The organism is uncultured Microbulbifer sp. (genome assembly GCF_947489355.1).
GTDB lineage: Bacteria > Pseudomonadota > Gammaproteobacteria > Pseudomonadales > Cellvibrionaceae > Microbulbifer.
The window spans coordinates 20,413-44,085 of sequence record NZ_CANLDD010000023.1 but is presented as its reverse complement, the minus strand read 5'-3'; the positions used below and the strand labels follow the sequence as shown (position 1 = coordinate 44,085).

Genomic DNA, 23,673 nt, shown 5'->3' with positions numbered 1-23,673 from the left:
TTTTGATCTGTAAAAAGGAAATTGATCAGCTATCGCTGTGGGCGCTGTTGCCCTCCGCATCGCGCACGACCTCTGCCAATATCTTCACTGCCTGGCCCGGCTGCAGGCGCTCGGCGCCACGCACGATGACCCGGTCGCCACTAGCGAGGTCTCCATGCACGGTAATCCACTCGCCATCGCCACTGCCGATACGCACAGACAGGCGTTCTGCCTTGTCGCCCTCACCCACCCGGTAAACAAAGGTATCACCATTGCGCAATACCAGTGCATCCCGCGGTACGGCCAGGATGGCGCGCGCCTCCGACAGGGGTACGGCCACCTGCACCGGCATCCCCACAATCCAGTCCCATTGCTGCGGCGCGCTCTGCGGCAGTTGTACCATCAGCTTGGCCCGGCGGGAATGGTCGCTGGCCACAGGCACAAACTGCCGCACCTGGCCGGTAAATAGCCGCGCTCTGGCGCGCTCCCCCTCGGAACGGGACACCACATCGCTGCGCACGGCAATGGTGTCACCGGCATTGATCAATGGCAGTGCCGCCAGGGGAATATCTGCCTCCACTTCCAGTTGAGACATATCCAGCGCGCGCAACAGTTCGGAGCCGGTGCGCACATATTCTCCCGCCTGCAATTCCCGGCTCACCACCAAAGCGTCAAATGGTGCATCGATGGTGGTTTTGGAGCGTTCATAGGCGCGCCTGTCCCGCTCGATCTGCGCGGCCAACAGGTCCTGTGCCATGGCCTCGCGCTCGGCCTGCTGTTCCTCCAGCGCCGCGCGGGAGGTGCTGTTGGTTTCCGCCAGTTTGCTCAGGCGTTGCAACTGCGCATCCATATAGGTGAGGCGGGCCTGTAACTGGGCAATACGGCTCTCGCTGTTGCGCAGCTGCAACCGCCAGTGCGTGGCATCCAGTTGCGCCAGACGCTCGCCCTTTTTTACCAGGCTGCCGGGCTCGGCGACAAATTCCAGCACACCATCCAATTCAGAGGAGATCCGGACATCGCGGCGGCTCACCACCTGACCGGCAGACCACTGGCTCGGTGCCATCTCGCGCGTTTGCGCCCGGTCCACAGTGACCACCACCGCGCCGCGCTGGGCCAGGGCCGGGCCGGCTGCGATCAGGGACAGAGCCATTGCGGCCAAGAACGGTTTCATCGGGAACTCCTCACGGCCAGTTTCTGGCGCAGGCGGGTGAATTGCGGCAGGGGCAGCTGTCCGAGCTGCAACAGGGCCGGCAATAAAATCAGGGTAAACAGAGTGCTGACCGCCATACCACCGACAATCACTGCGGCCAGACCGCGGTAGATCACACTGCCCTCGCCGGGCGCGACCAACAATGGCAGCATGCCGAATACACTGGTCAGGGTGCTCATAAAAATGGGGCGCAGGCGCAAACGCAGTGCCTGCTCCACCGCCGCCACCCGGGTGGCGCCGGCCTCTTCCGCGGCGCGAGTCTGGTGTACCAGCAGGATAGCGTTGTTGACCACCAGGCCCAGTAAAATGACAAAGCCGATCATGGTCAGCAGATCCAATGGCTGGAAGCTCACCAGGTTTAGCAGTCGCAGTGCCAGCACACCGCCGACCGTGGCGAGAGGTACCGTTAACAGTACCAGACCGGCATCGCGCAGGGAGCGGAACAGGGCGCTCATCAACAGGAACAGGATCAGCAGTGCCAGAATAAAATTCTGTGAGAGCGACACCAGTGCCTTGTCCAGGTCACTGGCGTTACCACCCACCAGGATGCTGCCATCAGCGGGCAGGACCGCACGAATCCCTGGCAGTACTTCCGCCTCCAGTTGTGCGCGCACCTCCTCCAGGGACACATCGTCCGGCGGCACGATATTTAAGGTTACTGTGCGGCGCCCATCCACCCGACGCAGACTGCCCGGACCCACGGTGCGCTCTACGCTGGCGAGCTGGTTCAAAGTCACTACCTCACCGCGCGGGGTGACCAGCGGCGTGTTCTGTAACTGCTCCGGGGTACGCCAGGACTGCGCCTTAAAGATCACATCCAGACGCTTTTCGCCATCGAAATACTCCCCCACATAGAGGCCGTTGCCGAGGGTGCGGATCAAACTGCCCATATCCTGGCGGTTCCAGCCCTGCTCCAACATGGCGCGGTCATTGGGGTGCACCGTCAGCTCAGGCTCCGACAGGGACAGTCCCGGATTGGTCTGCACCGGCGTACCCGGCATTATCTCTTCCATCACCGCCACGCCGCGGGTGGCGGCGCGCATCAGGCCATCCGCGTCGCGGGACTGCAGATGCAGGGCAATGCGCCGGTCGCCGCCAAACTGGCCGAACAGGTTGCCGCGCGCGGCAAAGCCCTGGAAGTCGGGAATATCCACCAGGATCTCCTCGCGCAACAGGCGCTCCATTTCCTTGGCCTGATTCATATCCTTTACGCGCACCCCCATGGTGCCACCGTTGGGCCAGGAAATAATGTAATAGTTCTTCAGCGCCGGTTCGCGTTCACCACGCATATAAGGCGCCATACGCCGGTCCAGTTCATTGACAATTTCCTTTTCGATGGTTTTGGTATTGGTGGATGAAGGGAAATTCATCCACACATCCACCGCGTCCCGTTTTACCGGCGGCAGGTAATCCAGTTTGGGCAAAAGGAGGTAAGTGGCGGCAACAGGTATCACCAGGAAACCACCGATCACCTGCCAGCGGCGCGCGCGGGTGCTGGTCAGTGCCATTATCCGCGCGGTGATTTTTTCCCAGATGCGCGCCAGGCGGTCCTCGCTGGCAACCGGCGGCAGCCACAGCTTTGCCGCGAGCGGCACTATGGCCACGGCCGCCAACAGGGAGAAGACCACAGCCACGGCAATCGTTAGGGCCAGGTCACCGAACACCTGGCCCTCGACACTGTCGAGGAAAAATACCGGCAGGAAGATCGCCACGGTCGTCGCCGTACTGGCCAGCAGCGCACCCCACACCTGAGCTGCACCCTGCTCCGAGGCCTCCTGGGGCCCGAGCCCTTTTTCCCGCAGGCGCACAATATTTTCCAGCACAACAATCGCGGCATCGAGCACCATACCAGTGGCGAAGGCGAGACCGGCAAGGGAAATCACATTCACACTGCGCCCGGCGGCAGACAGAATCACAAAGGTGGAGAGCAGGGAGATGGGAATGGCGGCGGCCACGATCAAAGTCGCACGCAGACGCCGCATAAACCACCAGAGTACGCCCACTGCCAGCAGAATACCCAGTACCAGGTTGCCGCCGAGCAGGTTCAGGGCACGGTAGACAAAGATCGACGCGTCGAAGGACTGCACCAGCACCAGTTGCTCAGTCTTCAACTTGGTGGCATTCAGTTCGGCAACTTTCTGTTTCACCCGCTCCAGGGTGGCGAGCATATTGGCGTCATTGGTGCGATTGATCCGCATGGACACCGCCGGGTTACCGTTTTGCGTGGTCACCCCGCGGGATTCGGACTGGCCCACGCGCACCTCGGCGATATCGCCGAGGCGCACCGGCTGTCCATCGCGCCACTCCAGCACCAGTTTGGATAAATCATCGGGCCGGTACTCGCCGACAAAACGCAGGGTGTAGCGGCGCCGCCCTACATCGGTAAAGCCGCCGGAGACATCCCGCGCCGAGGCCAGCTGACGGCTGATCGCCGGTAGCTGGATGCCCAAGTCCGCCGCTTTCCAGGGGTCGAATATAACCTGCAATTCTTCCTGCGCGGCGCGGCCGGACTGGGCCTGTACACTGGCAACGCCGGGCACGGATTCCAGTTCCGGGCGCAGCATATCCTCGATCAGGCCGGCGTAATCATCCAGGTGTTTGGGATTGCCGGGCAGTTTCTGTAAAAAGAAGTAAGTGAGTGCGGTGGCATCGCCACCCCAACCACCGAGCATCACCCGCGGCGGCTCCGCATCCCGCGGCAGCGGTGGCAGGCTGCTCATGCGGTTGATCACATCGATCAACACCTTGTCCATATCGGTGCTCCTGGTGAACTCCAGGTTCACCGAGGCACCGCCGCGACCGGCGTTGACCTGCATTCTCTCCAGGCCGGTGAGGCCCTGCAGTACCGATTCTATCGGCTCGACAATTTCCGCCTCCACTTCCTTGGGCGCCGCGGCGCGCCAGCTGGCCTGGATGGTAATACGCGGATTTTCAATATCGGGGAAAAGTTGCACCGGCAGGCGGCTGGCGAGAAAGGCACCCAGCAATACGGCCAACACGACCGCCACACCGGCGGCGGCGGGGTTTTTCAGCGCGGCTCTTGTCAGTGCCATTCCGGTGGTCCTTGTTTTTTATTGGCATCAAAGGCTAATGTATTAACAATTGCAGACAAGGGCTTTGCGGCTAATCGACCGGAGTTGTCGACCAAGCCATAGATGATATTTTTACTGGCACTGCGCCTGGGTTACAAAAAGTGCTGCACCTTGCTTTTATAGCTGCGGCTCATTTTCAGGCATTCGCCGTTCTCCAAAACCAGATGATATTCGCCGTTAATGTGTGCGCGAATTTCACGTACCCGGCTCAGGTTCACAATGGTGGAGCGGTGAATACGCTGGAATAAGGTTGGGTCCAGCTGCTGTTCCAGCTCCTTCATGGTAATGCGCATCACATGGGTTTCACCACGGGCGTGCACGCACATATAGTCCCCGGCGGCATCAATCCAGTCGATCTCGCGCGCCGGTACCAGGGTGATCTTGCCGGAATCCTTCACCGCGATCTTATCCGGATAGGCACTACTGGCAATCTGACCACTCACCAGCTTCTGCTCCAGCACCTCGGGAGATTGCCGGGTCAAATCCGCCACCGCCTCCAGCAGCTGCTCCCGTTGCAGGGCAATATCCGCTGTGGCAATTTTTTCCTGCACGCGGTCCAGTGCCAGCTCCAGGCGCTCCTCCTCAATGGGCTTTAACACATAGTCCACAGCATTGATTTCGAAAGCCTTCACCGCATACTGGTCGTAGGCGGTCACGAACACCACCTGTGGCAGCTGTTCCATGGGAATCTGCTGCACCAGCTGCAGGCCGTTGATACCCGGCATCTGGATATCCACAAAAGCCACATCCGGTTTCAGTTTGAGGATCTTTTGCAGAGCCTCGCGCCCATTGCCACACTCAGCGATCACCTCCACACCGGGCATCTGCGCCAGGCGCAGGCGCAACCCGCGGCGCGCCAGGGGTTCGTCATCGACAATAATTGCGGTCAGGCTTTCATCAACTGCGCTCATTTCTTTATTCCTGTTCGTAGGGGATGCGAATATTCACCGACAGGCCACCCCCGGTCCGGTTGCCGAAACGCACCCTCTGGTCATCGCCAAACAGTGCCTGCAGGCGCTCACAGGTGTTGCGAATACCCACACCACCGCCCTTGCCAATCCGGCGCAGTGTCTCTTCCGACATACCGGGGCCATTGTCGCTGACCTCCAGTAATAACTCCCCGGCGAAAACCCGCGCCTTGATACTGATCTCACCGCCCCACTCCCGCCGCGAGATACCGTATTTAATCGCGTTTTCCACCAATGGCTGCAGCAGCAGACTCGGCACCAGGGCGCGGGGCGATTCTCCCAGCAACTCCAGGCGCACACCCAACCGGTCGTCAAAACGCACCTTTTCGATATCCAGATAGAGCATCAGTGCCTCCACCTCCTTGGCCAGGGTGACCTTCTGCATCGGGTCATTGTCCAGAGAGTGGCGCAGAAACTGCGACAGGCGCGTCACCATGGTATTGGCGGTGCGCCCTTCGCTATCGAGGATCAGTGTGGAAATGGCGTTCAGGGTGTTAAACAGGAAATGGGGATTCAACTGGTAGCGCAACATTTTCAACTGGGCCTGGTGCGCCATCGCCTCCGCGCGCAGGATCTTGGCCTGCTGGGTCTGGGAAGCGCGGTAATACTTAATGCCGTAATAGAGCGCTGCCCAGGTGGTGAGAATCAGGAAGGAATAGGAAAACCAATAGGTGGCCAGCACCGCCGGGTGCTCTTCACTCTTGTTGCCGTAAAGCCACAGGGAACCACTGAACTTGATCGCCGCCCACACAGCCGCCACCACCAGCACCAGCAGCAAAGAGCCCAGAAAGCGGGTAGCCGGCGGTCTGTTCCAGAGACGCTGGAAACCCGCGTGCATAGCCTCACTCAGGAGCACCCCGGTGGCCGTGGCCACGGCGATGTAGCCCATGTGTAACCAGTGGTCCTTAACCCAGAAAAAACTGCCCACAAAAGTCAGCAGGGTGTAGCCGCCCCAACCACTGAGCTGCAGGGCCCAGTACTTGGACCGGTGACTGGACAGGCGCCGTGAAAGCCACTGAAATGCTATGTTTCCCATAATCTCCCGCTGGCAGGTATGAAAAAGGCGTCGATTTGACACCGTTGTATGGATTCATACTAAATGGCACAGATCGCCAGCGAAACACCAACCGGCGCAGCACAGGGACAAACTGCCGCATGGCATTCTGGTTATTCAAATCCGAGCCCAACGAATACAGTCTGCAGGACCTCGCCGCCGAGCCAGGTGGCCGCGGTTGCTGGGATGGAATTCGCAACTACCAGGCGCGCAACTACCTGCGCGACCGGGTCGCGCTCGGCGATGGGGTGCTGTTCTATCACAGCGCCTGCAAGCAACCCGCGGTGGTAGGCACCGCCGAGGTCGTGCGCGCCGCCTACCCGGACCCGGCCCAGTTCGACCCCGACAGCCGCTACTTCGACCCCAGGGCCAGCACCGACAAGCCCCGCTGGTATTGTGTGGACCTGACCTGGCGCGGTCAGTTTGCGCAACCATTGCCCCTTATCGAAATCAGGAAAAACCCGCAACTCACAGAGATGGTACTGGTGAAACAGGGGCGCCTGTCGATCCAGCCGGTACGCAAAGCGGAGTGGGAGACCATCCTGGCGTTGGGCGGTCTCTGAAGCTGTCGCGGCACCCGCGGCGCCGCGACAGGGTATTCACTCCTGTTTGGGGGAATCGCGACCCACGCTGTACCAATCCAGCTTGCGGGTCAGCACCATGGTGCAGCCGAGTACCGCGAACACCAGCACTGACCCCATCAGCAGGGCATAGTCCTCGGCGCTGAGCAGGCCATAGAGCAATCCGTACAGGGCCGCCAGCAACGCGGAAAAGCCCAGCCCCCGCCGCCAACTGCGCAGTACCGAGCTGGTGTAGAAACCAATCAGGCCCACGCACACAGCGGCGGACAGCCCATAGGCCAGGGCGAAGGCAATGTGCTCAGCAAGCGATAACAGCAACAGGTAAAACAGCGCCAGTGCCAGACCCACCAGCGCGTATTGCACCGGGTGCACCGCCAGACGCTTCAAAATCTCAAACAGGAAAAAGGTGGCGAACGTCAGGGCGAGAAACAGCAGCGCGTATTTAATCGCACGGTCGGTTTTCAGGTACCGGTTAACCGGATCGAGGAAACTGACTCCGAAACTGCGATTGCGCAGGCCGGCACACTCACTCTCCTGCCCACAGCCTTGCAGCACCTCCTCCAGGTTGGTGGCAAAGAAACTGGTCTGCCACTCTGCGCTGAAACCGCGCTCGGTCACCTCGCGGCGGCTGGGCAGATACTCGCCCACAAAGCTGGGGTGCGGCCAGTCGGCACTCAGCATCACCTGGCTGTCGCGACCTACCGGCACCAGTTGCAGCTGCTCTGTGCCCTGCAGATTGAGATCGAAGGCAAACTCCAGGGTCTGGCCGCCCTCGCGCTCCAGCGCCGGCAATACTGCGTGCACGCCGGCACCGAGTATGGGGGCGCCGCTGCCGGGGGCAAACGCCAGGGCTTTACCATTCAGATGCAATTTCAAGCCGTTGCGGATACCGCGAATATCGCTGATACCAACAGCGAGAAACGGTGTCTCAAAACGGTACTGGTCCAACTTATCCCCCAGCCCCAGGCGCGCCGGCGTGCGGAACAGACCACCGACCCGGCTATCACTGTGGTACAGGAGGGCCTTGTAGATGCCCCTTGCGCGCCATTCGGTGCCAAGTGTCGCATCAAAAGTGAAACGCTCCGGTAAAAAATACAGGTGCCCGCTCATTTCCCGCTGCTCCTGATACTGCTCACCGGTGCGGTCATGGATTTTCAACCGCTGCACAGTCCTTGTATAAGGCAACACCAGAATGGGCCCGACAACGGTCTGGCTGTAGCTCGAACTGCGGGCAATATCCTGTACTACCTCCCGCTGGTATTGCTGTCGTTCAGAAATCAGTCCGCCGATCATGGTCAGGGGAATCAGCAGCAGCAATATCAAAAGGGCGATGGCACCCAACTTAAAAACCAGGATTCGGTTCATGCTTCAGTCCTCACTGTTGAATTTCGAGCTGCCGAGTCTGAAGCGCCAATATGGGGAATCGATGGGGAGAATAAGGGGAATGGATGGAGACTGTGTGGGGTCTGGTGGGGCGGCCGCGCTGTCTCTCAGGCACCGGGCAGGTCGAGGCGCACCTCAACACCGCCCGCTGCATTGCCGATCGCCAGGGTACCGCCGTGCAACCCGACCACCTCCTGTACAAAATTGAGCCCGAGACCGGTACTTTTGCGCCCGCCGCCGGGCCGCGGCAGTGAATAGAAGCGCTCGGTCAGGCGCGCCAGGGCGTATTCCGGAATCGCCACGCCCTGGTTGTACAGGCAAAGAACAATGTGTGCCCCGCGCCGCTCGGCAACAAAGCGGATCAGGCCGCCGGGGGGCGTGAAGTCCAGTGCATTATCCAACAGGTTAGCCAGTGCCTGGCGCAACAGGAAGCGCTCGCCGCACAGCCGCAGCGCCGGATCCAGCGCCTGTTCTATGCGCACACCGCCGGCGGTGATACGCGCTTGCCGGCCCTGCACCAGCTCTTCCACCAGAGCCGCCAGCGGCACTGCCACCCGCTCCTCCAGGCCCTGGCGCTGCTCCACCTGGGCCAGATGTAACAGGCGTTCAATCAACTGCTGCAAGCGCCTGCTCTCCCGCTGGATATTGGCCGCGAAACGTCGGCGTTGCGGCGCCGGCAGATCGCTGTCGAGCAGCTCGGCTGCACCGCGAATAGCCGCCAGGGGACTCTTCAATTCGTGGGTCAGGGTATGGACGTAACGCTCCACATAGGCTTTGCCCTCCAACTCGGTGCGCATATGCTCCACAGCCATCGCCAGCTGCCCCAGTTCGCCGCCGGGTAGCCGCGGCAGCTCGGCGCGGCTACCCGCACTGACAGCCTGTGCGTAGCGGGTCAGTTTGCCCAGCGCGCTGCTGAGCCACCAGGACAGCAGCGCGCCGACCAGCAGACCGAGGGCGATCAACCCCACACCAAACCACCGCAGGCGCCGCTGCGATCGCTCAATATAGGGTTGCAGGGTGCGGTTGGGCTTGGCCACCGAGACCACACCGATGATCTGTTCGCCATCGAGGATCGGCGCTGCCACATACATCACCGAGGATTCCGGATTATCCGGATCTTCGTGGGTGGTGCGCGCGCCATAGTCGCCGCGCAGGGTCAGGTAGACATCGTTCCAGCGCGAATAGTCCTGACCCAGGGCCCGGCCGCTGGAATCCAGCAGGACCCTGCCGGAGGCATCGGTGACATAGATACGGTGGTTGACTGCACGCTTGGTCAGCCCCCAGATATTCGCCTGCGGCTGGCGCCGGCCATAGGCCTCGAGCAACTCGGGCCAGTGGCCCTGAGCCAGGCTCCCGGCCTTGACCTCATCGTGCAGAATTTCCGCTAATAGGTTGGCGGTGTCCACCAGGGTTTCCTCGGTGGACTGGCGCACACCGGGTTGGATTTCGTCTGTCACGGTACTCAGTACGAACCAGCCGGCCAGGCCGACGAACAGGAAATAGACCGCAAAGATGCGTATGCCCAGTGGCATCTCAGTGCGCCGAGGAACAGCTGTAACCCAGCCCGCGGTGCGTCTGGATCGGCTTGGCGGCGGGGGACACCACCCGCAGTTTTGCGCGCAGTCCCTTGATATGGCTATCGATATTGCGCTCGTAACCGGCCTCGGGAGCCACCCCCAGGGCGTTGAGCAGTTGCTCGCGGGAAAATACCCGCCCGGGCTGGCCCAGCAGGGTTTCGAGCAGGCGGAATTCATGGCGGGTCAAAGGCAGCAACTGGCCGTGGAAATGGACCTGGTAGCGCAGCAGGTCGATGCGAAAAGGCCCCAGGGGCGCCCCTGCAGTGGGCTTGTCGGTGTGCGGCGCCATGCGCCTGAGGATAACCTTGACCCGCGCCGCCAGTTCGCGCGGACTGAAGGGCTTTACCACATAGTCGTCGGCGCCGATCTCCAGGCCCACCACCCGGTCTATCTCCGCGTTGCGTGCGGTGAGGAAGATGACCGGTACCTCGGAAAAACGGCGCAGGCGCTTGCAGGCCTCAAAGCCGCTGATATCCGGCAGCCCGACATCCAGGATGACCAGGTCGAACTGTTCGCGCCCGAGCAGCGCCAGCGCTTCACCGGCCAGCGTCACCCAGTGGGTGGCGAAGCCCTCCGCCTGCAGGGCGTAAACCAGAGTGTCGGCGATTGCGGCTTCGTCTTCGACGATCAGTATTTTTGACATGGGGCCCACGCTCAAACGCTCCCGGATTCTCAACCGACTCTGTGCCCTTGGAATACACCCTTTTGCATACAATACAGGGTGCTATGCCAGCCCTTAGTCCTGGGAACCTCACAGGAAGTCCGCAATCTCCTCCAACGGCTTTTTGTCGATTGCCGGCACCTCGGCCCCCTCCGCCGGCAGCCCGGCCACCAGGAGCATATAGGGCTTTTCCGTGGCGGGACGCGCGAGGATATCATTGAGAAACTTCATCGGGCTGGGGGTGTGGGTCAAGGTGGCCACTCCGGCATCGTGCAGGGCCGCAATCAACATCCCCGTGGCAATGCCCACCGATTCCGCAGTGTAATAGTTCTTCCGACGCGCACCGGAGGCATCACTGGAAAACTTTTTCAAAAAAATCGCAATCAGGTAGGGGGCTGTCTCCAGGAAAGGTTTGTGCGCATCGGTGCCCAGGGGCTCCAGGGCATTGAGCCACTCCTCCGAGGCGCGGCGCTGGTAGAACTCGCGCTCCTCCTCTTCCGCAGCCAGGCGGATACGGCGCTTGATACCGGCGCTCTCCGCCACCACGAAGTGCCAGGGCTGCATATTGGCACCGCTGGGCGCGCTGCCCGCCGCGCGCAGCGCATTCTCAATCACCGCTCGGGGCACCGGCCTGGAGGAGAAATCCCGCACCGAGCGCCGCCGGCGCATCAACTGGTAGAATTCCGCAGCGCGGCTGCACATTTCGGCCTCTTCCAGGTGCGTGAAATCCAATGGCTGAAAGGATTTTTCTGTATTCATAGGTCCCCCTAAACAACGCCCTTGGCCCGAGCGATCAACAGGCTGAGCAGGGATAGCAGTGTCAACACCACCACGATCACCAACAGCAGCAACCAGGGGCGAAAAGGGCGGCGCTCGACCCGGTTGACGCCGCTGTTGAGGTACTTTTCAACCCTGGCCTGGTCCTCGTCGGACAGCTTTTTCGGTGGGGTATCGGACATGGGCACTTTCCCGCATTATTATTGCGCCCCGATTGTAGGGGAAAGCCACAGGCGACTCTAGTAAAAAGCCCCGCGCTGCGGGGCTTTCCGAGTGGCGTTTAGCTGTGTTTAGAACAGCGCATCCTCCATATCCATCAGGGCTGCGCTGCCGGCATTGACGCTGGCAGCCAATGCCTGAGTACGCGGTAGCAGGCGGGCAAAATAGAAGCGCGCGGTTTTCACCTGGCCGCGGTAGAAACTGTCCGTCTCCTGCTTGGCCTGCGCCACTGAAACCACCTTCGCCCACATAAAGGCGTAGGCCACATAACCGAACAGGTGCAGGTATTCCACCGAAGCCGCACCCGGCGCGCAGGGGTCTTGCCGGGTGGCCGCAATCATTTTCCCGGTAGCGTCGCGCAGGCACTGCAGCGCTGTCGCAAGGGGCTGGATAAACTCCGCCATCGCCTCGCAATCCACTTCAGTGTCGATAAGCTCCTGTACGTCCGCGGCAAACAACTCGAACAGGGAGCCGCCGTTGGCAACGGTCTTGCGGCCCACCAAATCCAGGGACTGGATGCCGTTGGTGCCCTCGTAAATCTGGGTAATGCGCACATCGCGCACCAGTTGCTCCTGACCCCACTCGCGGATATAGCCGTGACCGCCGAGCACCTGCTGGCCGAGCACGGTGCAGTCGAGCCCCATATCGGTGGTAAAGGCTTTGGCGACTGGCGTCAGCAGGGCTACCATGGCCTCGGCATTTTTCCTCGCATCCCCCTCACCGAACTTGGCGATGTCCAGCCATTGGGCCACATAAGTGGACAGGGCGCGACCGCCGCCCACCAGGGCTTTCTGGGTCAGCAGCATACGGCGCACATCCGGGTGCACAATAATCGGATCGGCAGCTTTTTCAGGCTGCTGCGCGCCGGCGGGCGAACGGCTCTGGATACGATCGCGCGCATACGCCAGGGCATTCTGGTAAGAGCGTTCAGAGGCACCGAGCCCCTGAATACCCACACCCAGGCGCTCGTAGTTCATCATGGTGAACATGGCCGCGAGCCCCTTGTTCACCTCCCCTACCAGCCAGCCCTGGGCGCCGTCGAAGTTCATGGCGCAGGTGGCGGAGGCCTTAATACCCATCTTGTGTTCAATGGAACCGCAGCTCACATTGTTGTGCTCGCCAAGGCTGCCGTTCTCATGCACCTTGTATTTGGGGACCAGGAACAGGGAAATGCCCTTGGGCCCTTTGGGGGCATCCGGCAGTTTGGCCAGTACCAGGTGAATAATATTTTCGGAGAGGTCCTGGTCTCCGCCGGTAATAAAAAGCTTGCTGCCGGTAATGCGGTAGCTGCCGTCCTCGCAGGGCTCGGCCCTGGTGCGGATCATGCCCAGGTCGGTGCCGGCGTGGGGCTCGGTCAGGTCCATAGCACCGGCCCAGATGCCCTCGTACATCCTGGGCAGGTATTTCCGCTTCAGCGTTTCGCTGGCATGGGCGTCGATCGCCAGGCAGGCGCCGTTGGTCAGCACCGGGTAGAGGGCGAAGGAGATATTCGCCGCATTGAGCATTTCCTCAACCTGGGCCCCCAGCATCTTCGGCATCCCCATGCCGCCGTATTCGGGATTGCCCAGCAGCGCGCCCCAGCCACCCGCACAAAAAGTGGCATAGGCCTCCTTAAAGCCCGCCGGTGTGGTCACCTCACCATCGCGCCAGTGGCAACCCTCTTCGTCGCCGGTGCGGTTAATCGGGTCCAGGGTATTGGCGGCCAGCTTGGCCATTTCCTCCAGAATCGCGTCGGCAGTCTCGCGATCCACGGCCCCGGCCAGTTGGGGCAGTTCCGCCCAGAGTTTTTCCGCAGCAAATACCTCGTGCAGCAGGAAGTGCATCTCCCGCAGTGGCGCCTTGTAGTCGGCCATGCTCCCGGTCCTCATTCCAGTGTTTCAAACGCTTGTTTGAATCTAGGTGCGCAGGCGCCCAAAGTCAACCGCTTTGAGCGCGCGCGAGTTCCCGGGGAAGTGCGGGTCAGGAGGGCAGCAGCGGGCGGATATCCAGATGTTGGGCCACCGCCTGGTAATCCCGGGTCTCACTGTGGGGCACCACCCCGAGCAGGGGCGCGGGCAGCAGCGCTTCCAGGGTGGCGAGGTTCTCCTCTGCGCGCGCCATCCCCGCGCAGACAAAGTTGGCCACCCAGCCGGCCAGCGGCAGGCCGTCGCTGCGGATGGCCTCGGCGCTCAGCAGGGCGTGGTTGATACAGCCGAGCCGCATCCCCACCACCAGCACCACCGGGGTATTTAATTCCCGTGGCAACTGGGACAGGAAGGCCCTGGGGCCCAGCGGCGTGCGCCAGCCCCCGGCGCCTTCGATCAGCACCAGGTCGGCACCGGCGGACATCACACCGCGGCAGACGCCGGCCATACGCGCAGGGCTCAACTGTTTGCCCGCTTCAATGGCGGCAATATGGGGGGCGATGGGGGGCTCCAGGGCGAAGGGATTCACCTGCGGGTAGCTCAGTTCCAGGGTCATGGCCTCCTGCAGCAGCAAGGCATCCCCGTTGCGCAGTCCGGCTTCGGTGCGCGCGCAGCCGGAGGCCACGGGCTTTATCGCCGCGGTCTGAAAGCCCGCATTCGCAGCTGCGGTGAGCAGGGCTGCGCTTACAAAGGTCTTGCCCACTCCGGTATCGGTACCGGCAACAAAATAGGTTCTGCCCAAGGCCGCCGCCTCCCCTGATCAAAAAAGTGTACATTTTTTCTTATAGTGGCTTTTCACGCCATCAACTTGATGGTAATTTACTCATGTAGCGCAAATTTTAAACAAATCAAACCGGGCACTGATAACAAAGGCACGGGGTTGCGCTGACAAAATAACCCCCTCAAAAGGGGAAACTGCCCTGCAGGGACGCGGTAAATCCGGAAATAACTGAAAACATTCAAACAGCTTAAAGACCATGCGATACCTGACGATTGCCCTGATGCTGGTGGTGCCCCTGCTCGCCTCAGCGAAAGTGACCCCTGTCGACCATGTTGCGGTGTACAAATCCAAGAAGCTGATGCAGCTGATTCGCAACGGCCGGGTGGTGAAAAGTTACACCGTCTCCTTCGGCGATAGCCCCAGGGGACACAAGGTCCGCCAGGGGGATGAGCGTACCCCCGAGGGCCGCTACACCCTGGACTGGAAGAACCCCAACAGCCGCTTTTACCGCTCCATCCACGTGTCTTACCCGAACAAACAGGACCGCGCGCGCGCGGCCAGGCTGGGAGTCAGCCCCGGCGGCGATATCATGATCCACGGCATCAAACCCGAGTGGTCCTATATGGAAAAGCACCTGCGCCGCAACAACTGGACCGATGGCTGTATCGCGGTGGCCTCCAACCGGGAGATGGATGAGATCTGGGCCCTGGTAAAGACACCCATCCCCATTGATATCTACCCCTGATCGCCCCCGCGGGCAAGCTTCAGGTAAATAACCTCGTAACTCACCGGCAGCCCCCGGGGCTGCCTGAGGCCCTCATAGGCCGCCTCCAGGCGCTGCAGTCTGGCGCGCCCGGTCATTCCCCGCCTGGCGGCACGGTTGATATTGTGCGCCCCCACCCCTTTCAATTCCTGCATCAACTGACGCAGGCTGTCGAAGTACAACAGGCGCTGTTCCCGCTGCACCTCTCCCTTCAAACCGGATTGCCCCGCGGCATCGCGCCAATCGGCCAGGGGCAGAAAGCGGTTGACGTGTACACCGGTGTCCACCTGGGCCCAGCTGCTGCTCAGTTCCGCCAGGGTGCCGGGCCCCAGCGTGGCCACGAGGCAATGGCCGCGGGGCGCCAGGACCCTGTCGAATTCTGCAAACAGCTGCGGCAACCGGTAACACCATTGCAGCGCCAAACTGGAAAACACCAGATCCACACTGCCGTCCGCGAGGGGCAGCTGCTCCGCATCCGCGGCGATATAACCATCCGCATGCGGCTGCTCCCTGCGCGCAAAGCGCAGCATAGCCTCGGCCAGATCCAACGCGACAATACGGGCTTGCGGAAAGTGCCGGCGCAACAGTGCGCTGCCAAAACCGGTCCCACTGCCCAAATCGACAATGGTGCGCGGCACCCAGCGACGCTCCGCCATGTTCCCAAGCCGGCCGCACACCGCCCGCTGCAGGTGGGCGCAATCGTCATAGCTGGCAGCGGCGCGGCCAAAAGAGCGCGCCACCGCGGACTTGTCGAAGGGCGCCGCTCCCGGGGCACCAGTTGGGAACAGGCCCTGCACAAAATGCCGCAACCGCCCCGCTACCTGACGCGGCTGTGACAGGTGCGGCTTGTGACCACAACCCGCCATCACCGCTACCGGGGCACCACTGGCACGGATTTCCTCCACAGCCGCCTGGGGCACCAGGGCATCATTCCCGCCAAACAGGTACAAGGCGGGGGTTGCCAGCTTCTGCAGCAGGTCGCGATTATCCAGCCCGGCCAGGCAATCCAGGGACTGTAACCAGGCCTCCCGGTTGATATTGGGCCTGCGCCCCTTCAGGTGTTTGAGCAGGGCGCGCATGGCGCTGTCACCCTGGGACTGCAGGGCACAAAACCGCTCCCAGGTGCCGTGGGGGTCTCGCTCAAAGGCGGCGCGAAAATTCTCAAAGGTGCACCGAGGCATACCCGGCCAGTTATCCCGTTCCACGAAACAGGCATTGGCAGAAATAGTGATTACCCCACGGATTTTTCTTTGTCCCGGTCTGGCTGCCAACTGCAGGGCCAGCATACCGCCGAGGGAATGCCCCACCAACACACAGTTGCGTGGCAGTGACTGGTAGAGCTGTTGCAACAGGGCTGGTTGCTGCGGCCAGGGCTCGGCACTGCGTTCGCCAAAACCCGGCAACCCGATACAGTGCAGGGACAGCGCCAGCTGTTCGCGCACCGCCGCAAGCAGCGGCTGCCACGGATGCGGATCCCCATCCCAGCCGTGCAGAAACACCAGGTTTTCAATCCGGCTCACAGACGCACCGCGTGATTTTCCCGCAGCACTGTGGCCAGGGCATCGAGTAGCGCATCGATCTGGCTGTGGCTGTGTGCGGCACTCAGGGTAATGCGCAGGCGCGCGGTGCCTGCGGGCACCGTGGGTGGGCGTATGGCACCCACCATAAAGCCGCGCCGCTCCAACGCCGCCGACACCGTCATCACGGTTTCTGCACAGCCGATCAGCAGCGGCTGTATGGCACCGGGAGCATCTGTCAGGGGTAAACTCTGCTGTGCGGCACGCCGGCGGAAATACTCGATATTCCCCTCCAGTCGCCGGGCCAGTTGGGGCTCGCTGCGCATCAGATCAATGGCCGCGACACAACCGGCGGCCACCGCCGGCGCCATGCCGGTGGTATAAATATAGGGGCGGGCAAACTGCACCAGGTAATCAATCAGCGCGCGGGAACCGGCCACAAAGGCCCCGGCATTGCCGGCGGCCTTGCCCAGGGTGCCCATCACAACCGGCGCTTGAGACTGGCCGAGGCCCGCCGCGGCGCAGCTGCCAGCCAGTGGCAATTGTCCGCTGCCCATCACCCCAAATCCGTGTGCTTCATCCACCATCAGCCAGGCACCATATTCCCGGCACAGGCCGGCAATCTCCGCCAGCGGCGCGAGGTCGCCATCCATACTGTAGACACCATCCACCGCCACCAGGATATTGCCGCCGCGCCCGGCAGCGCGCTGTAACTGGCGATGCAGTCCCTCCAGGTCGTTGTGTGGAAAACGCAGGCTGTTGGCACCGCACAGGCGCGCACCATCGATCAAAGAGGCATGGTTGAGCTTGTCGGAAATCATAGTATCGGCGCGACCCAACAGCGCGCAGAGTGTGCCCATGTTGGCCATATAGCCACTGGAAAACACCAGCGCAGCCTCGCGCCCGGTGACTTCGGCAAGGCTGTGCTGCAATTGTTGGTGGATCTGCAAGTGCCCGTTGACCAGGTGGGAGGCAGTGGCGCCGGCGCCCAGTTCGGCACCGGCCTGCTGGGCACTGATGACTTCGGGGCGGGTTGCCAGCCCCAGGTAATCGTTACTGCTGAAGGCGAGCAGTTCGCGACCATCCACCCTGGCCAGGGGACCCGGCACCGAATCCAGGGTTTTGACTTCCCGGTATAGGTTACGCCGGCGCCGCTCATCGAGACGCTGGCGCAGAATCTGGTCCAGGGTCATTTGGCCGCGTCGTAGAAAAACGCATCATCCTTCTGCTCGCTGATCCGGGCGTTCAGCTCCGCTTCCACTTCAGACTCATCACTGTACTGCTGGTACTTCTCCGGCTGGATCCCCAAGCGGCTGAACAGCTGCATATCCTTATTGGCTTCGGGATTGGCGGTGGTCAGCAGTTTTTCCCCATAGAAAATGGAGTTGGCTCCGGCCAGGAAGGCCAGCGACTGCATCTCGTCGCTCATCTGCTCGCGCCCGGCAGACAGGCGCACATGGGACTTTGGCATCATCATTCGGGCCACGGCGATACAGCGGATAAACTCGAAGGGGTCCAGGTCTTTCTGTTTTTCCAGGGGGGTGCCGGCAACCCGTACCAGCATATTGATCGGCACCGACTCCGGGTGTTCGGGCAGGTTAGCCAGCTGCATCAGCAGGCCGGCGCGGTCCTTGTCGCCCTCGCCCATGCCGACAATACCACCGGCACAGACTTTCATACCGGCTGCGCGCACCCGACCCAGAGTCTCCAGGCGATCCTGGTAAGTGCGGGTGGTGATAATCTCGCCATAATATTCGGGCGAGGTATCGAGGTTGTGGTTGTAGTAATCCAATCCTGCCTCGGCCAGCTTCTGGGCCTGTTCATCATTGAGCATACCCAGGGTCATACAGGTTTCCATACCCAGCGCCTTTACGTCGCGCACCATCTGGGTGACATAGGGCATGTCTTTTTTCTTGGGCGAGCGCCAGGCAGCGCCCATGCAGAAGCGGGTGGCACCACCGGCTTTGGCCGCGCGGGCCTCCTCCAGCACCTTCTCCACCTTCATCAGCGTTTCCCGCGCAAGGCCGGTATCGTAGCGGGCACTCTGCGGGCAGTAGGCGCAGTCTTCCGGGCAGGCGCCGGTTTTGATGGAGCAGAGGGTACTCACCTGCACCCGGTTCGCATCAAAGTGCATCCTATGCACCTGCTGAGCGGTGAACATCAGATCGCTAAACGGCATGGCGAAGAGATCCAGAACCTGCTGACGGGTCCAATCGTGGCGAATCTCGGCGGCGGGCATTTGCTGAGCGGCGGTCACAGGGCTTACTCTCTCTGTTGCTGGCATTGTGTGTGTTGGTGAGATTCGCACGGGGCCAATCGGCGGGCTCTAATTGGCAATGGCACGCGCGACCGGACAAGCTGGCCAGTTTAGCCGCGGCCCAACCGCTGTCAACTCAATTACCTGATTATGGTTTACCACTTTTTATCCTCCCTGCTCCCGCACAACCTGGCGCAGTGCCTGTTGTGTGGAGACCGCGCAGGTTACAGCGGCCTCTGCACACCCTGTGCAGTTGAACTGCCCCAGTTGGGCAACGCCTGCGAGACCTGTGCCCAACCCCTGCCCCCCGCCGCACAGCACTGCCCCGACTGCCTCCGCCAGCCGCCCCCTCTCTCAAGGGTGCGTGCGGCCTGGCAGTATGCTTTCCCTGTGAACCAAATGATTCAACGCTTTAAATACCGTGGCGATCTGGCCGCCGGCCACAGCCTCGCGCAACTGGCGGCGCAGGTGATGGAGCCCGCGGCTGAGCGCCCCGACCTGCTCGCCCCTATCCCTCTGCACTGGCGTCGCTACTGGCAGCGGGGATACAACCAGGCACAGCTGATTGCAGCAGAACTGGGACGACAATGGCAATTACCGGTACGCCCGCGCCTGCTGCGCAAAGTTGCCGCCACCCAGACCCAATCGCAGTTGCGGCGCCCCCAGCGCCTGCGCAATTTGCTGCAGAGTTTCGCCCTGCGCGAAAATGTCGGGGGGCGCCATGTGGGGTTGGTAGATGATGTACTGACCACCGGTGCCACCCTGGAAGCAGCGGCACAAAAACTGTTGCATGCCGGGGCTGGGGAGGTCAGCGCCTTCGTTTTGGCCAGAACACCCTGACTCTTCGGCGCGACCACAGATTGACCCAATCCACTATTGGCGCAAAAATACTCCATCTTGTCGCACTGGTGCCTCGGGGCCAGTCGAGACGACACTGCTAAGGTTCTATTCAGTGAGTAATTGCCCGCATGCCATCTGGTGTGGGCCGGGGATTCAGCGATGTGTGCATACCAATTGCCACAGGGCATAGTCATCAGCGGCACAGGCCTGTGGACGCCACCGGAAGCAATCAGCAACGAAGAGCTGGTGGAGGCCTATAACACCTACGCCCGACACTACAATCGCAAATATGCGCAGGAGATCGACACCGGAGCACGGCCGCCAAAACCCCAGTCCTCGGCGGCATTTATTGAGAACGCCTCCGGTATCAAGAGCCGCTACGTGGTTACCCGCGAGGGTATCCTCGACCCGGAGCGCATGCGTCCCTTAATTCCCGAGCGCAAGGACGACGAGCTCTGTGTACAGGCCGAGATGGGTGTCAATGCGGCCAGGCTGGCGCTGGCAAAAGCCGACAAGCACGCCAGTGATGTAGATATGGTGATCGTCGGCGCTTCCTATCTGCAGCGCGCCTACCCGGCCATTGCCATCGAAATCCAGGGTGCGCTCGGCATCGACGGTTTTGCTTTCGATATGGAAGTGGCCTGCTCCTCCGCCACCTTTTCCCTGCAGCGCGCCGTGGATGCGATCAGTTCCGGCGCCGCGCGCACCGCACTGGTGATCAACGCCGAGCTGGCCTCGCCACAGGTGGATTTCACCGACCGCGACAGCCACTTTATTTTTGGTGACGTGGCGGTTGCCAGTGTGGTGGAGCGCCGCGAGACCTGCGCTGTGGACACCGCCTGGGAAGTACTGGGCACCAAGGCGAAAACCCTTTACTCCAACAATATCCGCTCAAATTTCGGTTATACGGCGCGCGCCGCCGATGTCGATCCCTTTGGGCCCGGCAAACTGTTTCGCCAGAACGGCCGCAAGGTATTCAAGGAAGTCTGCCCCATGGCGGCGGCCCATATTGAGGAGCACCTGCGGGAAACCGGCACCGGCCCGCAGCAAGTAAGCCGCTACTGGCTGCACCAGGCCAACCTCAATATGAACAACCTGATCGCCAGAAAGTTGATGGGTGATCAAACCTGTACTGAGCGCGCACCGGTTGTGCTGGACCGCTACGCCAATACCGCAAGCGCCGGCTCAGTGATTGCCTTCAACCTCTACAGCGATGATCTGACACCGGGCGAGCGCGGCATTATCTGCTCATTTGGTGCCGGCTACTCGATTGGTAGCCTGGTGGTGGAAAAGGTCGCGGTCTAATTGACGGTCGCGTACGGAATTTACGAATGGCGCTGCAGCCAAAAATTCCAGAAAAGCCAATCCCGTTCTTTCTGCGCTCCAACGTCGTCACAGAGCGGCTTTAGCAAAAAAAAGCGGTGCCTGTTCCGTTTGTTGGCACTAGGCATTCTGCAATGCCTGTTGGATAAACGGCCATTTTTTCTCGGTGTAGGCTTCACGGTCTTCTTTGTAAGTGGCTGCCAGTTTACGTTTTAGCTGTGCATATTGGATTGCCACGTCCCGGTTGGAGCGCAACAAATCACGAAACCGAATGCGTTCCTGCCACAGCGGGCTCTCAAAGGGGATTAAATGGAGATGATGGGTGCGGAAGGTATCAGAAGGCTTGCAAAACCAGTGCATGACCTCCGCTTTGTAGGGCCAGTATTGATAGCCGGACTCCACAAGTACATCGATAGCGGGTGCTGAGCCCCCCAGTGACCCGACACCAAACATAATATCAATCACAGGTTTGGCAACCATCCCCGGAACAGCCGTGCTGCCCACATGCTCGATACCACCGTAATTCCACGCCCCGGCTATAGCCATTAAGCGCTGCTTTTCTCGCTCGAACCCTGAGACCCAGGATACATTGTATTCTTCGAGTGTTACCGCTGCTCGGGGCATGCCTTAACCTCCCTTAATAGGACCAACCCTGTGTCCAGCGACCCCTTGCTGTGTCTGTCTTTTATACGAAATTGGAAAAGTATAGTGGCCACCCCTACCCCAACGGCACTCCCAAAGGCTCAACCACCACCCGATCTCCGGCTTCGACACCCCCACTCTCTTGCGCCAGCACAATAAAGCAATTGGCAGCGGCAAGACCGGTAAGAATATGGCTGCCCTGGCTACCCACCGGCTCCACCACCAGCTCACCGCGGTCATCGGTGCGATAGATACCGCGCTGGAAATCGGTGCGGCCGGGTTTCTTTTTCAGGGGGTTTAGCAGCCGGGCGCACAGCGTCTGCGGACCATGCCATCTGCCCCCTTTCAACACGGTGAGAGCGGGCACGGTAAGCTGGTAGAAAGTGACCAGTGCGGAGACCGGATTGCCGGGCAGGCCGAAGAAGGGGGTGCCCTGCAGGTCACCAAAGGCGAAGGGTTTGCCGGGCTTTATCGCCACTTTCCAAAAGCCGATCTCACCCAGCGCTTCCAGCACTTCGCGGGTATAGTCCGCCTCGCCGACAGAGACACCGCCGGAGGTGATAATGGCATCGGCATCCCGCGCGGCGCGCTGCAGAGCTTCGCTGATGGCCTGTTTGTTATCCGGCAGCACCCCAAGATCCAGTACCTCCAGGTTCATCTGCGCCAGAGCCGCCAGCAGGGCGATACGATTGCTGTCGTATATATCCCCCTTACCCAGCGCCTCTCCCGGCTGACACAACTCATCGCCCGTGGAGAAGAGTGCGATAACCGGTTTGCGCAACACCGTCACCCTGTCCACACCGGCAGCGGCCAGCAGGGCGATATGGGCAATGCTGATACACTCGCCGCGCTCCAGCAGGGCAGCGCCCTCAGCCACATCCTCGCCGCAGCGGCGAATATGATCACCGGGGCGGACTTCGTCGATAATACGAATGGATTCACCCTGGGCATCGACAGCTTCCTGCATCACAACGGTATCGGCCCCGGCGGGCAGGGCGGCGCCGGTCATAATACGCACACAGGTACCCGGATTCACCACACCATCGAAAGGCGCTCCGGCGAAGGACTTGCCGATCAGTTCCAGCGGCAGGCCGCTGGCCAGGTCTTCGAAGCGCAGGGCGTAACCATCCATGGCAGAGTTGTCACAGGGCGGCAGATTCACCCCGGAACAGACACCCTCAGCCAGTATCCGGCCACCCGCACGCACCAGCGGCAGTGTCTCGGTATCCTTGATGGGGCTCAGTGCCTGCAGCAGTTTTTTGCGGGCGCTTTGGAGGGGCATCAGGCCCGGCTGGCTACAGCAATCAACGGTGGGCATGGGAATTCTCTCTCACTGTATTCCTTTGCCGCTGGGCGTGGAGTGCGTCAATGGGCCCGGTCCTGGGACTCCGGGCGCTTCTGGTTGACCATCCATACGGCGGCTTCTACGCGGGAGCGCATGCCCAACTTCTTCAATAAATGTTTCACGTGTACCTTGACGGTGGCATCACTGATATCCAGCTCGCGGGCAATCAGTTTATTGCTGAGGCCGTCGGCGATCAGTTGCAGTATCTGGTATTCACGGCTGGTAAGACTGGAGAGGGTGTCCGCGCCGGAATTGTCCGGCTTGCGCAGAGCCGACGCGAGAATCTCGGTGAGACGCTGGCTGATGGCGAGCTTGCCGTGGGTGGCCTGGATCACCTGGTCGAGAATGTCCTCAGGCTCCATATCCTTGAGCAGGTAGCCGTCGGCTCCGGCGCGAATGCAGGATACAACGTCGGCATTATTGTCGGACACCGTGAGTATGACAATGCGCGAAGTCACATCGGCGGCACGCATTGCGCGCAGGGTGTCCAGCCCGTCCATACCGCGCATATTCAGGTCCAGCAAAATAAGGTCCGGCTCGTATCGCTTGGCCAGTTCCAGCGCTTCCTCCCCGCTGCTGGCCTCGGCCACCAGCTCCAGGCCGGGCTCCATGGCGAACAGTTGCTTGAGACCCTTGCGGAACAGGGGATGGTCATCGACCATCATTACGGTGGCGGATTGGGTCATGGAGAATCCTGCTTTCTGGTCCGATTTGTATTAAATCTGAACAGTGACTTTACCATAGCGCCCAACGGCTGCGGCTACCCCCAAAGAGGTAGTCAATACGCGCGCGGGGCAAAGGGATTACTTACTGAGGGTAATTGAGCGCGCTGGGCCCCCGGCCCATAGTGGCTGCAAGAA

At 61.1% G+C, this 23,673-nt stretch carries 21 protein-coding genes; 4 read left to right on the top strand and 17 right to left on the bottom strand.

The window, feature by feature from the left end; all coding sequences use genetic code 11:
* Positions 1–25 precede the first annotated feature (25 nt).
* The 4 genes from Q1A48_RS11245 to Q1A48_RS11230 all read right to left on the bottom strand — a co-directional run bounded on the left by Q1A48_RS11245 (position 26) and on the right by Q1A48_RS11230 (position 6,285).
* Positions 26–1,150 carry an efflux RND transporter periplasmic adaptor subunit gene (locus Q1A48_RS11245; protein WP_299944759.1) on the bottom strand — a complete coding sequence of 375 codons (1,125 nt, stop codon included), beginning with the start codon at positions 1,148–1,150 and terminating at the stop codon, positions 26–28.
* Entirely contained in the window at positions 1,147–4,242 is a 3,096-nt protein-coding gene (locus Q1A48_RS11240; protein ID WP_299944757.1) for an efflux RND transporter permease subunit, read from the bottom strand. The genes Q1A48_RS11245 and Q1A48_RS11240 overlap by 4 nt, the downstream gene beginning before the upstream one ends.
* A gap of 131 nt (positions 4,243–4,373) precedes the next feature.
* Positions 4,374–5,192 (bottom strand): LytTR family DNA-binding domain-containing protein, encoded by an 819-nt coding sequence (locus Q1A48_RS11235; RefSeq protein ID WP_299944755.1) that lies wholly within the window; start codon positions 5,190–5,192, stop codon positions 4,374–4,376.
* Between the two features lie 4 nt (positions 5,193–5,196).
* A complete protein-coding gene (locus Q1A48_RS11230; protein ID WP_299944753.1) occupies positions 5,197–6,285 on the bottom strand; it encodes a histidine kinase in 1,089 nt (362 codons plus the stop codon).
* Between the two features lie 119 nt (positions 6,286–6,404).
* Between Q1A48_RS11230 and Q1A48_RS11225 the strand changes: the two genes are divergently transcribed.
* The gene (locus tag Q1A48_RS11225) at positions 6,405–6,866 is read left to right on the top strand and encodes an EVE domain-containing protein (RefSeq protein ID WP_299944751.1); all 462 of its coding nucleotides are present in this window, start codon (positions 6,405–6,407) and stop codon (positions 6,864–6,866) included.
* Between the two features lie 36 nt (positions 6,867–6,902).
* Here Q1A48_RS11225 and creD read toward each other — a convergent pair whose 3' ends face one another.
* From creD to bioD, 7 genes are all read right to left on the bottom strand, one after another.
* Positions 6,903–8,249, bottom strand: a complete 1,347-nt coding sequence (gene creD / locus Q1A48_RS11220) for a cell envelope integrity protein CreD (protein WP_299944749.1) — start codon at positions 8,247–8,249, stop codon at positions 6,903–6,905.
* 125 nt (positions 8,250–8,374) lie between these two features.
* The gene (gene creC / locus Q1A48_RS11215) at positions 8,375–9,799 is read right to left on the bottom strand and encodes a two-component system sensor histidine kinase CreC (protein WP_299944747.1); all 1,425 of its coding nucleotides are present in this window, start codon (positions 9,797–9,799) and stop codon (positions 8,375–8,377) included.
* A gap of 1 nt (position 9,800) precedes the next feature.
* Positions 9,801–10,487 (bottom strand): two-component system response regulator CreB, encoded by a 687-nt coding sequence (creB, locus tag Q1A48_RS11210; protein ID WP_299944745.1) that lies wholly within the window; start codon positions 10,485–10,487, stop codon positions 9,801–9,803.
* A 108-nt stretch (positions 10,488–10,595) separates the two neighbouring features.
* The gene (locus tag Q1A48_RS11205) at positions 10,596–11,264 is read right to left on the bottom strand and encodes a nitroreductase family protein (protein ID WP_299944743.1); all 669 of its coding nucleotides are present in this window, start codon (positions 11,262–11,264) and stop codon (positions 10,596–10,598) included.
* An 8-nt stretch (positions 11,265–11,272) separates the two neighbouring features.
* A complete protein-coding gene (locus Q1A48_RS11200) occupies positions 11,273–11,464 on the bottom strand; it encodes a DUF3094 family protein (protein ID WP_299944741.1) in 192 nt (63 codons plus the stop codon).
* A 108-nt stretch (positions 11,465–11,572) separates the two neighbouring features.
* Positions 11,573–13,354 carry an acyl-CoA dehydrogenase C-terminal domain-containing protein gene (locus tag Q1A48_RS11195; protein WP_299944740.1) on the bottom strand — a complete coding sequence of 594 codons (1,782 nt, stop codon included), beginning with the start codon at positions 13,352–13,354 and terminating at the stop codon, positions 11,573–11,575.
* Between the two features lie 106 nt (positions 13,355–13,460).
* Positions 13,461–14,147, bottom strand: a complete 687-nt coding sequence (gene bioD / locus Q1A48_RS11190) for a dethiobiotin synthase (protein ID WP_299944739.1) — start codon at positions 14,145–14,147, stop codon at positions 13,461–13,463.
* Between the two features lie 235 nt (positions 14,148–14,382).
* On the opposite strand from bioD, the gene Q1A48_RS11185 reads away from it, so the two are divergent.
* Positions 14,383–14,871 carry a L,D-transpeptidase family protein gene (locus tag Q1A48_RS11185; protein ID WP_299944738.1) on the top strand — a complete coding sequence of 163 codons (489 nt, stop codon included), beginning with the start codon at positions 14,383–14,385 and terminating at the stop codon, positions 14,869–14,871.
* Here Q1A48_RS11185 and bioC read toward each other — a convergent pair.
* The 3 genes from bioC to bioB are packed head-to-tail and all read right to left on the bottom strand — an operon-like array spanning position 14,862 to position 18,645.
* Positions 14,862–16,409: a malonyl-ACP O-methyltransferase BioC gene (bioC, locus tag Q1A48_RS11180; RefSeq protein ID WP_299944737.1), complete on the bottom strand. Its 1,548-nt coding sequence runs from the start codon at positions 16,407–16,409 to the stop codon at positions 14,862–14,864. The genes Q1A48_RS11185 and bioC overlap by 10 nt on opposite strands.
* The gene (gene bioF / locus Q1A48_RS11175) at positions 16,406–17,599 is read right to left on the bottom strand and encodes an 8-amino-7-oxononanoate synthase (protein ID WP_299944736.1); all 1,194 of its coding nucleotides are present in this window, start codon (positions 17,597–17,599) and stop codon (positions 16,406–16,408) included. The genes bioC and bioF overlap by 4 nt, the downstream gene beginning before the upstream one ends.
* The gene (gene bioB / locus Q1A48_RS11170) at positions 17,596–18,645 is read right to left on the bottom strand and encodes a biotin synthase BioB (protein WP_299944798.1); all 1,050 of its coding nucleotides are present in this window, start codon (positions 18,643–18,645) and stop codon (positions 17,596–17,598) included. The genes bioF and bioB overlap by 4 nt, the downstream gene beginning before the upstream one ends.
* 168 nt (positions 18,646–18,813) lie before the next feature.
* Here bioB and Q1A48_RS11165 point away from each other — a divergent pair, with 168 nt between their 5' ends.
* Together Q1A48_RS11165 and Q1A48_RS11160 are read left to right on the top strand one after the other, a co-directional pair.
* The gene (locus Q1A48_RS11165; RefSeq protein ID WP_299944735.1) at positions 18,814–19,503 is read left to right on the top strand and encodes a ComF family protein; all 690 of its coding nucleotides are present in this window, start codon (positions 18,814–18,816) and stop codon (positions 19,501–19,503) included.
* Between the two features lie 159 nt (positions 19,504–19,662).
* The gene (locus tag Q1A48_RS11160; RefSeq protein ID WP_299944734.1) at positions 19,663–20,808 is read left to right on the top strand and encodes a beta-ketoacyl-ACP synthase III; all 1,146 of its coding nucleotides are present in this window, start codon (positions 19,663–19,665) and stop codon (positions 20,806–20,808) included.
* 138 nt (positions 20,809–20,946) lie between these two features.
* Here Q1A48_RS11160 and Q1A48_RS11155 read toward each other — a convergent pair whose 3' ends face one another.
* The 3 genes from Q1A48_RS11155 to narL form a co-directional block, all read right to left on the bottom strand.
* Positions 20,947–21,450: a GrpB family protein gene (locus Q1A48_RS11155; RefSeq protein WP_299944733.1), complete on the bottom strand. Its 504-nt coding sequence runs from the start codon at positions 21,448–21,450 to the stop codon at positions 20,947–20,949.
* Positions 21,451–21,544: 94 nt separating this feature from the next.
* Entirely contained in the window at positions 21,545–22,786 is a 1,242-nt protein-coding gene (gene glp / locus Q1A48_RS11150) for a gephyrin-like molybdotransferase Glp (RefSeq protein ID WP_299944732.1), read from the bottom strand.
* Positions 22,787–22,833: 47 nt separating this feature from the next.
* Positions 22,834–23,499, bottom strand: coding sequence for a two-component system response regulator NarL (gene narL, locus Q1A48_RS11145; protein WP_299944731.1), 666 nt, complete (start codon positions 23,497–23,499; stop codon positions 22,834–22,836).
* Positions 23,500–23,673: the final 174 nt, after the last annotated feature.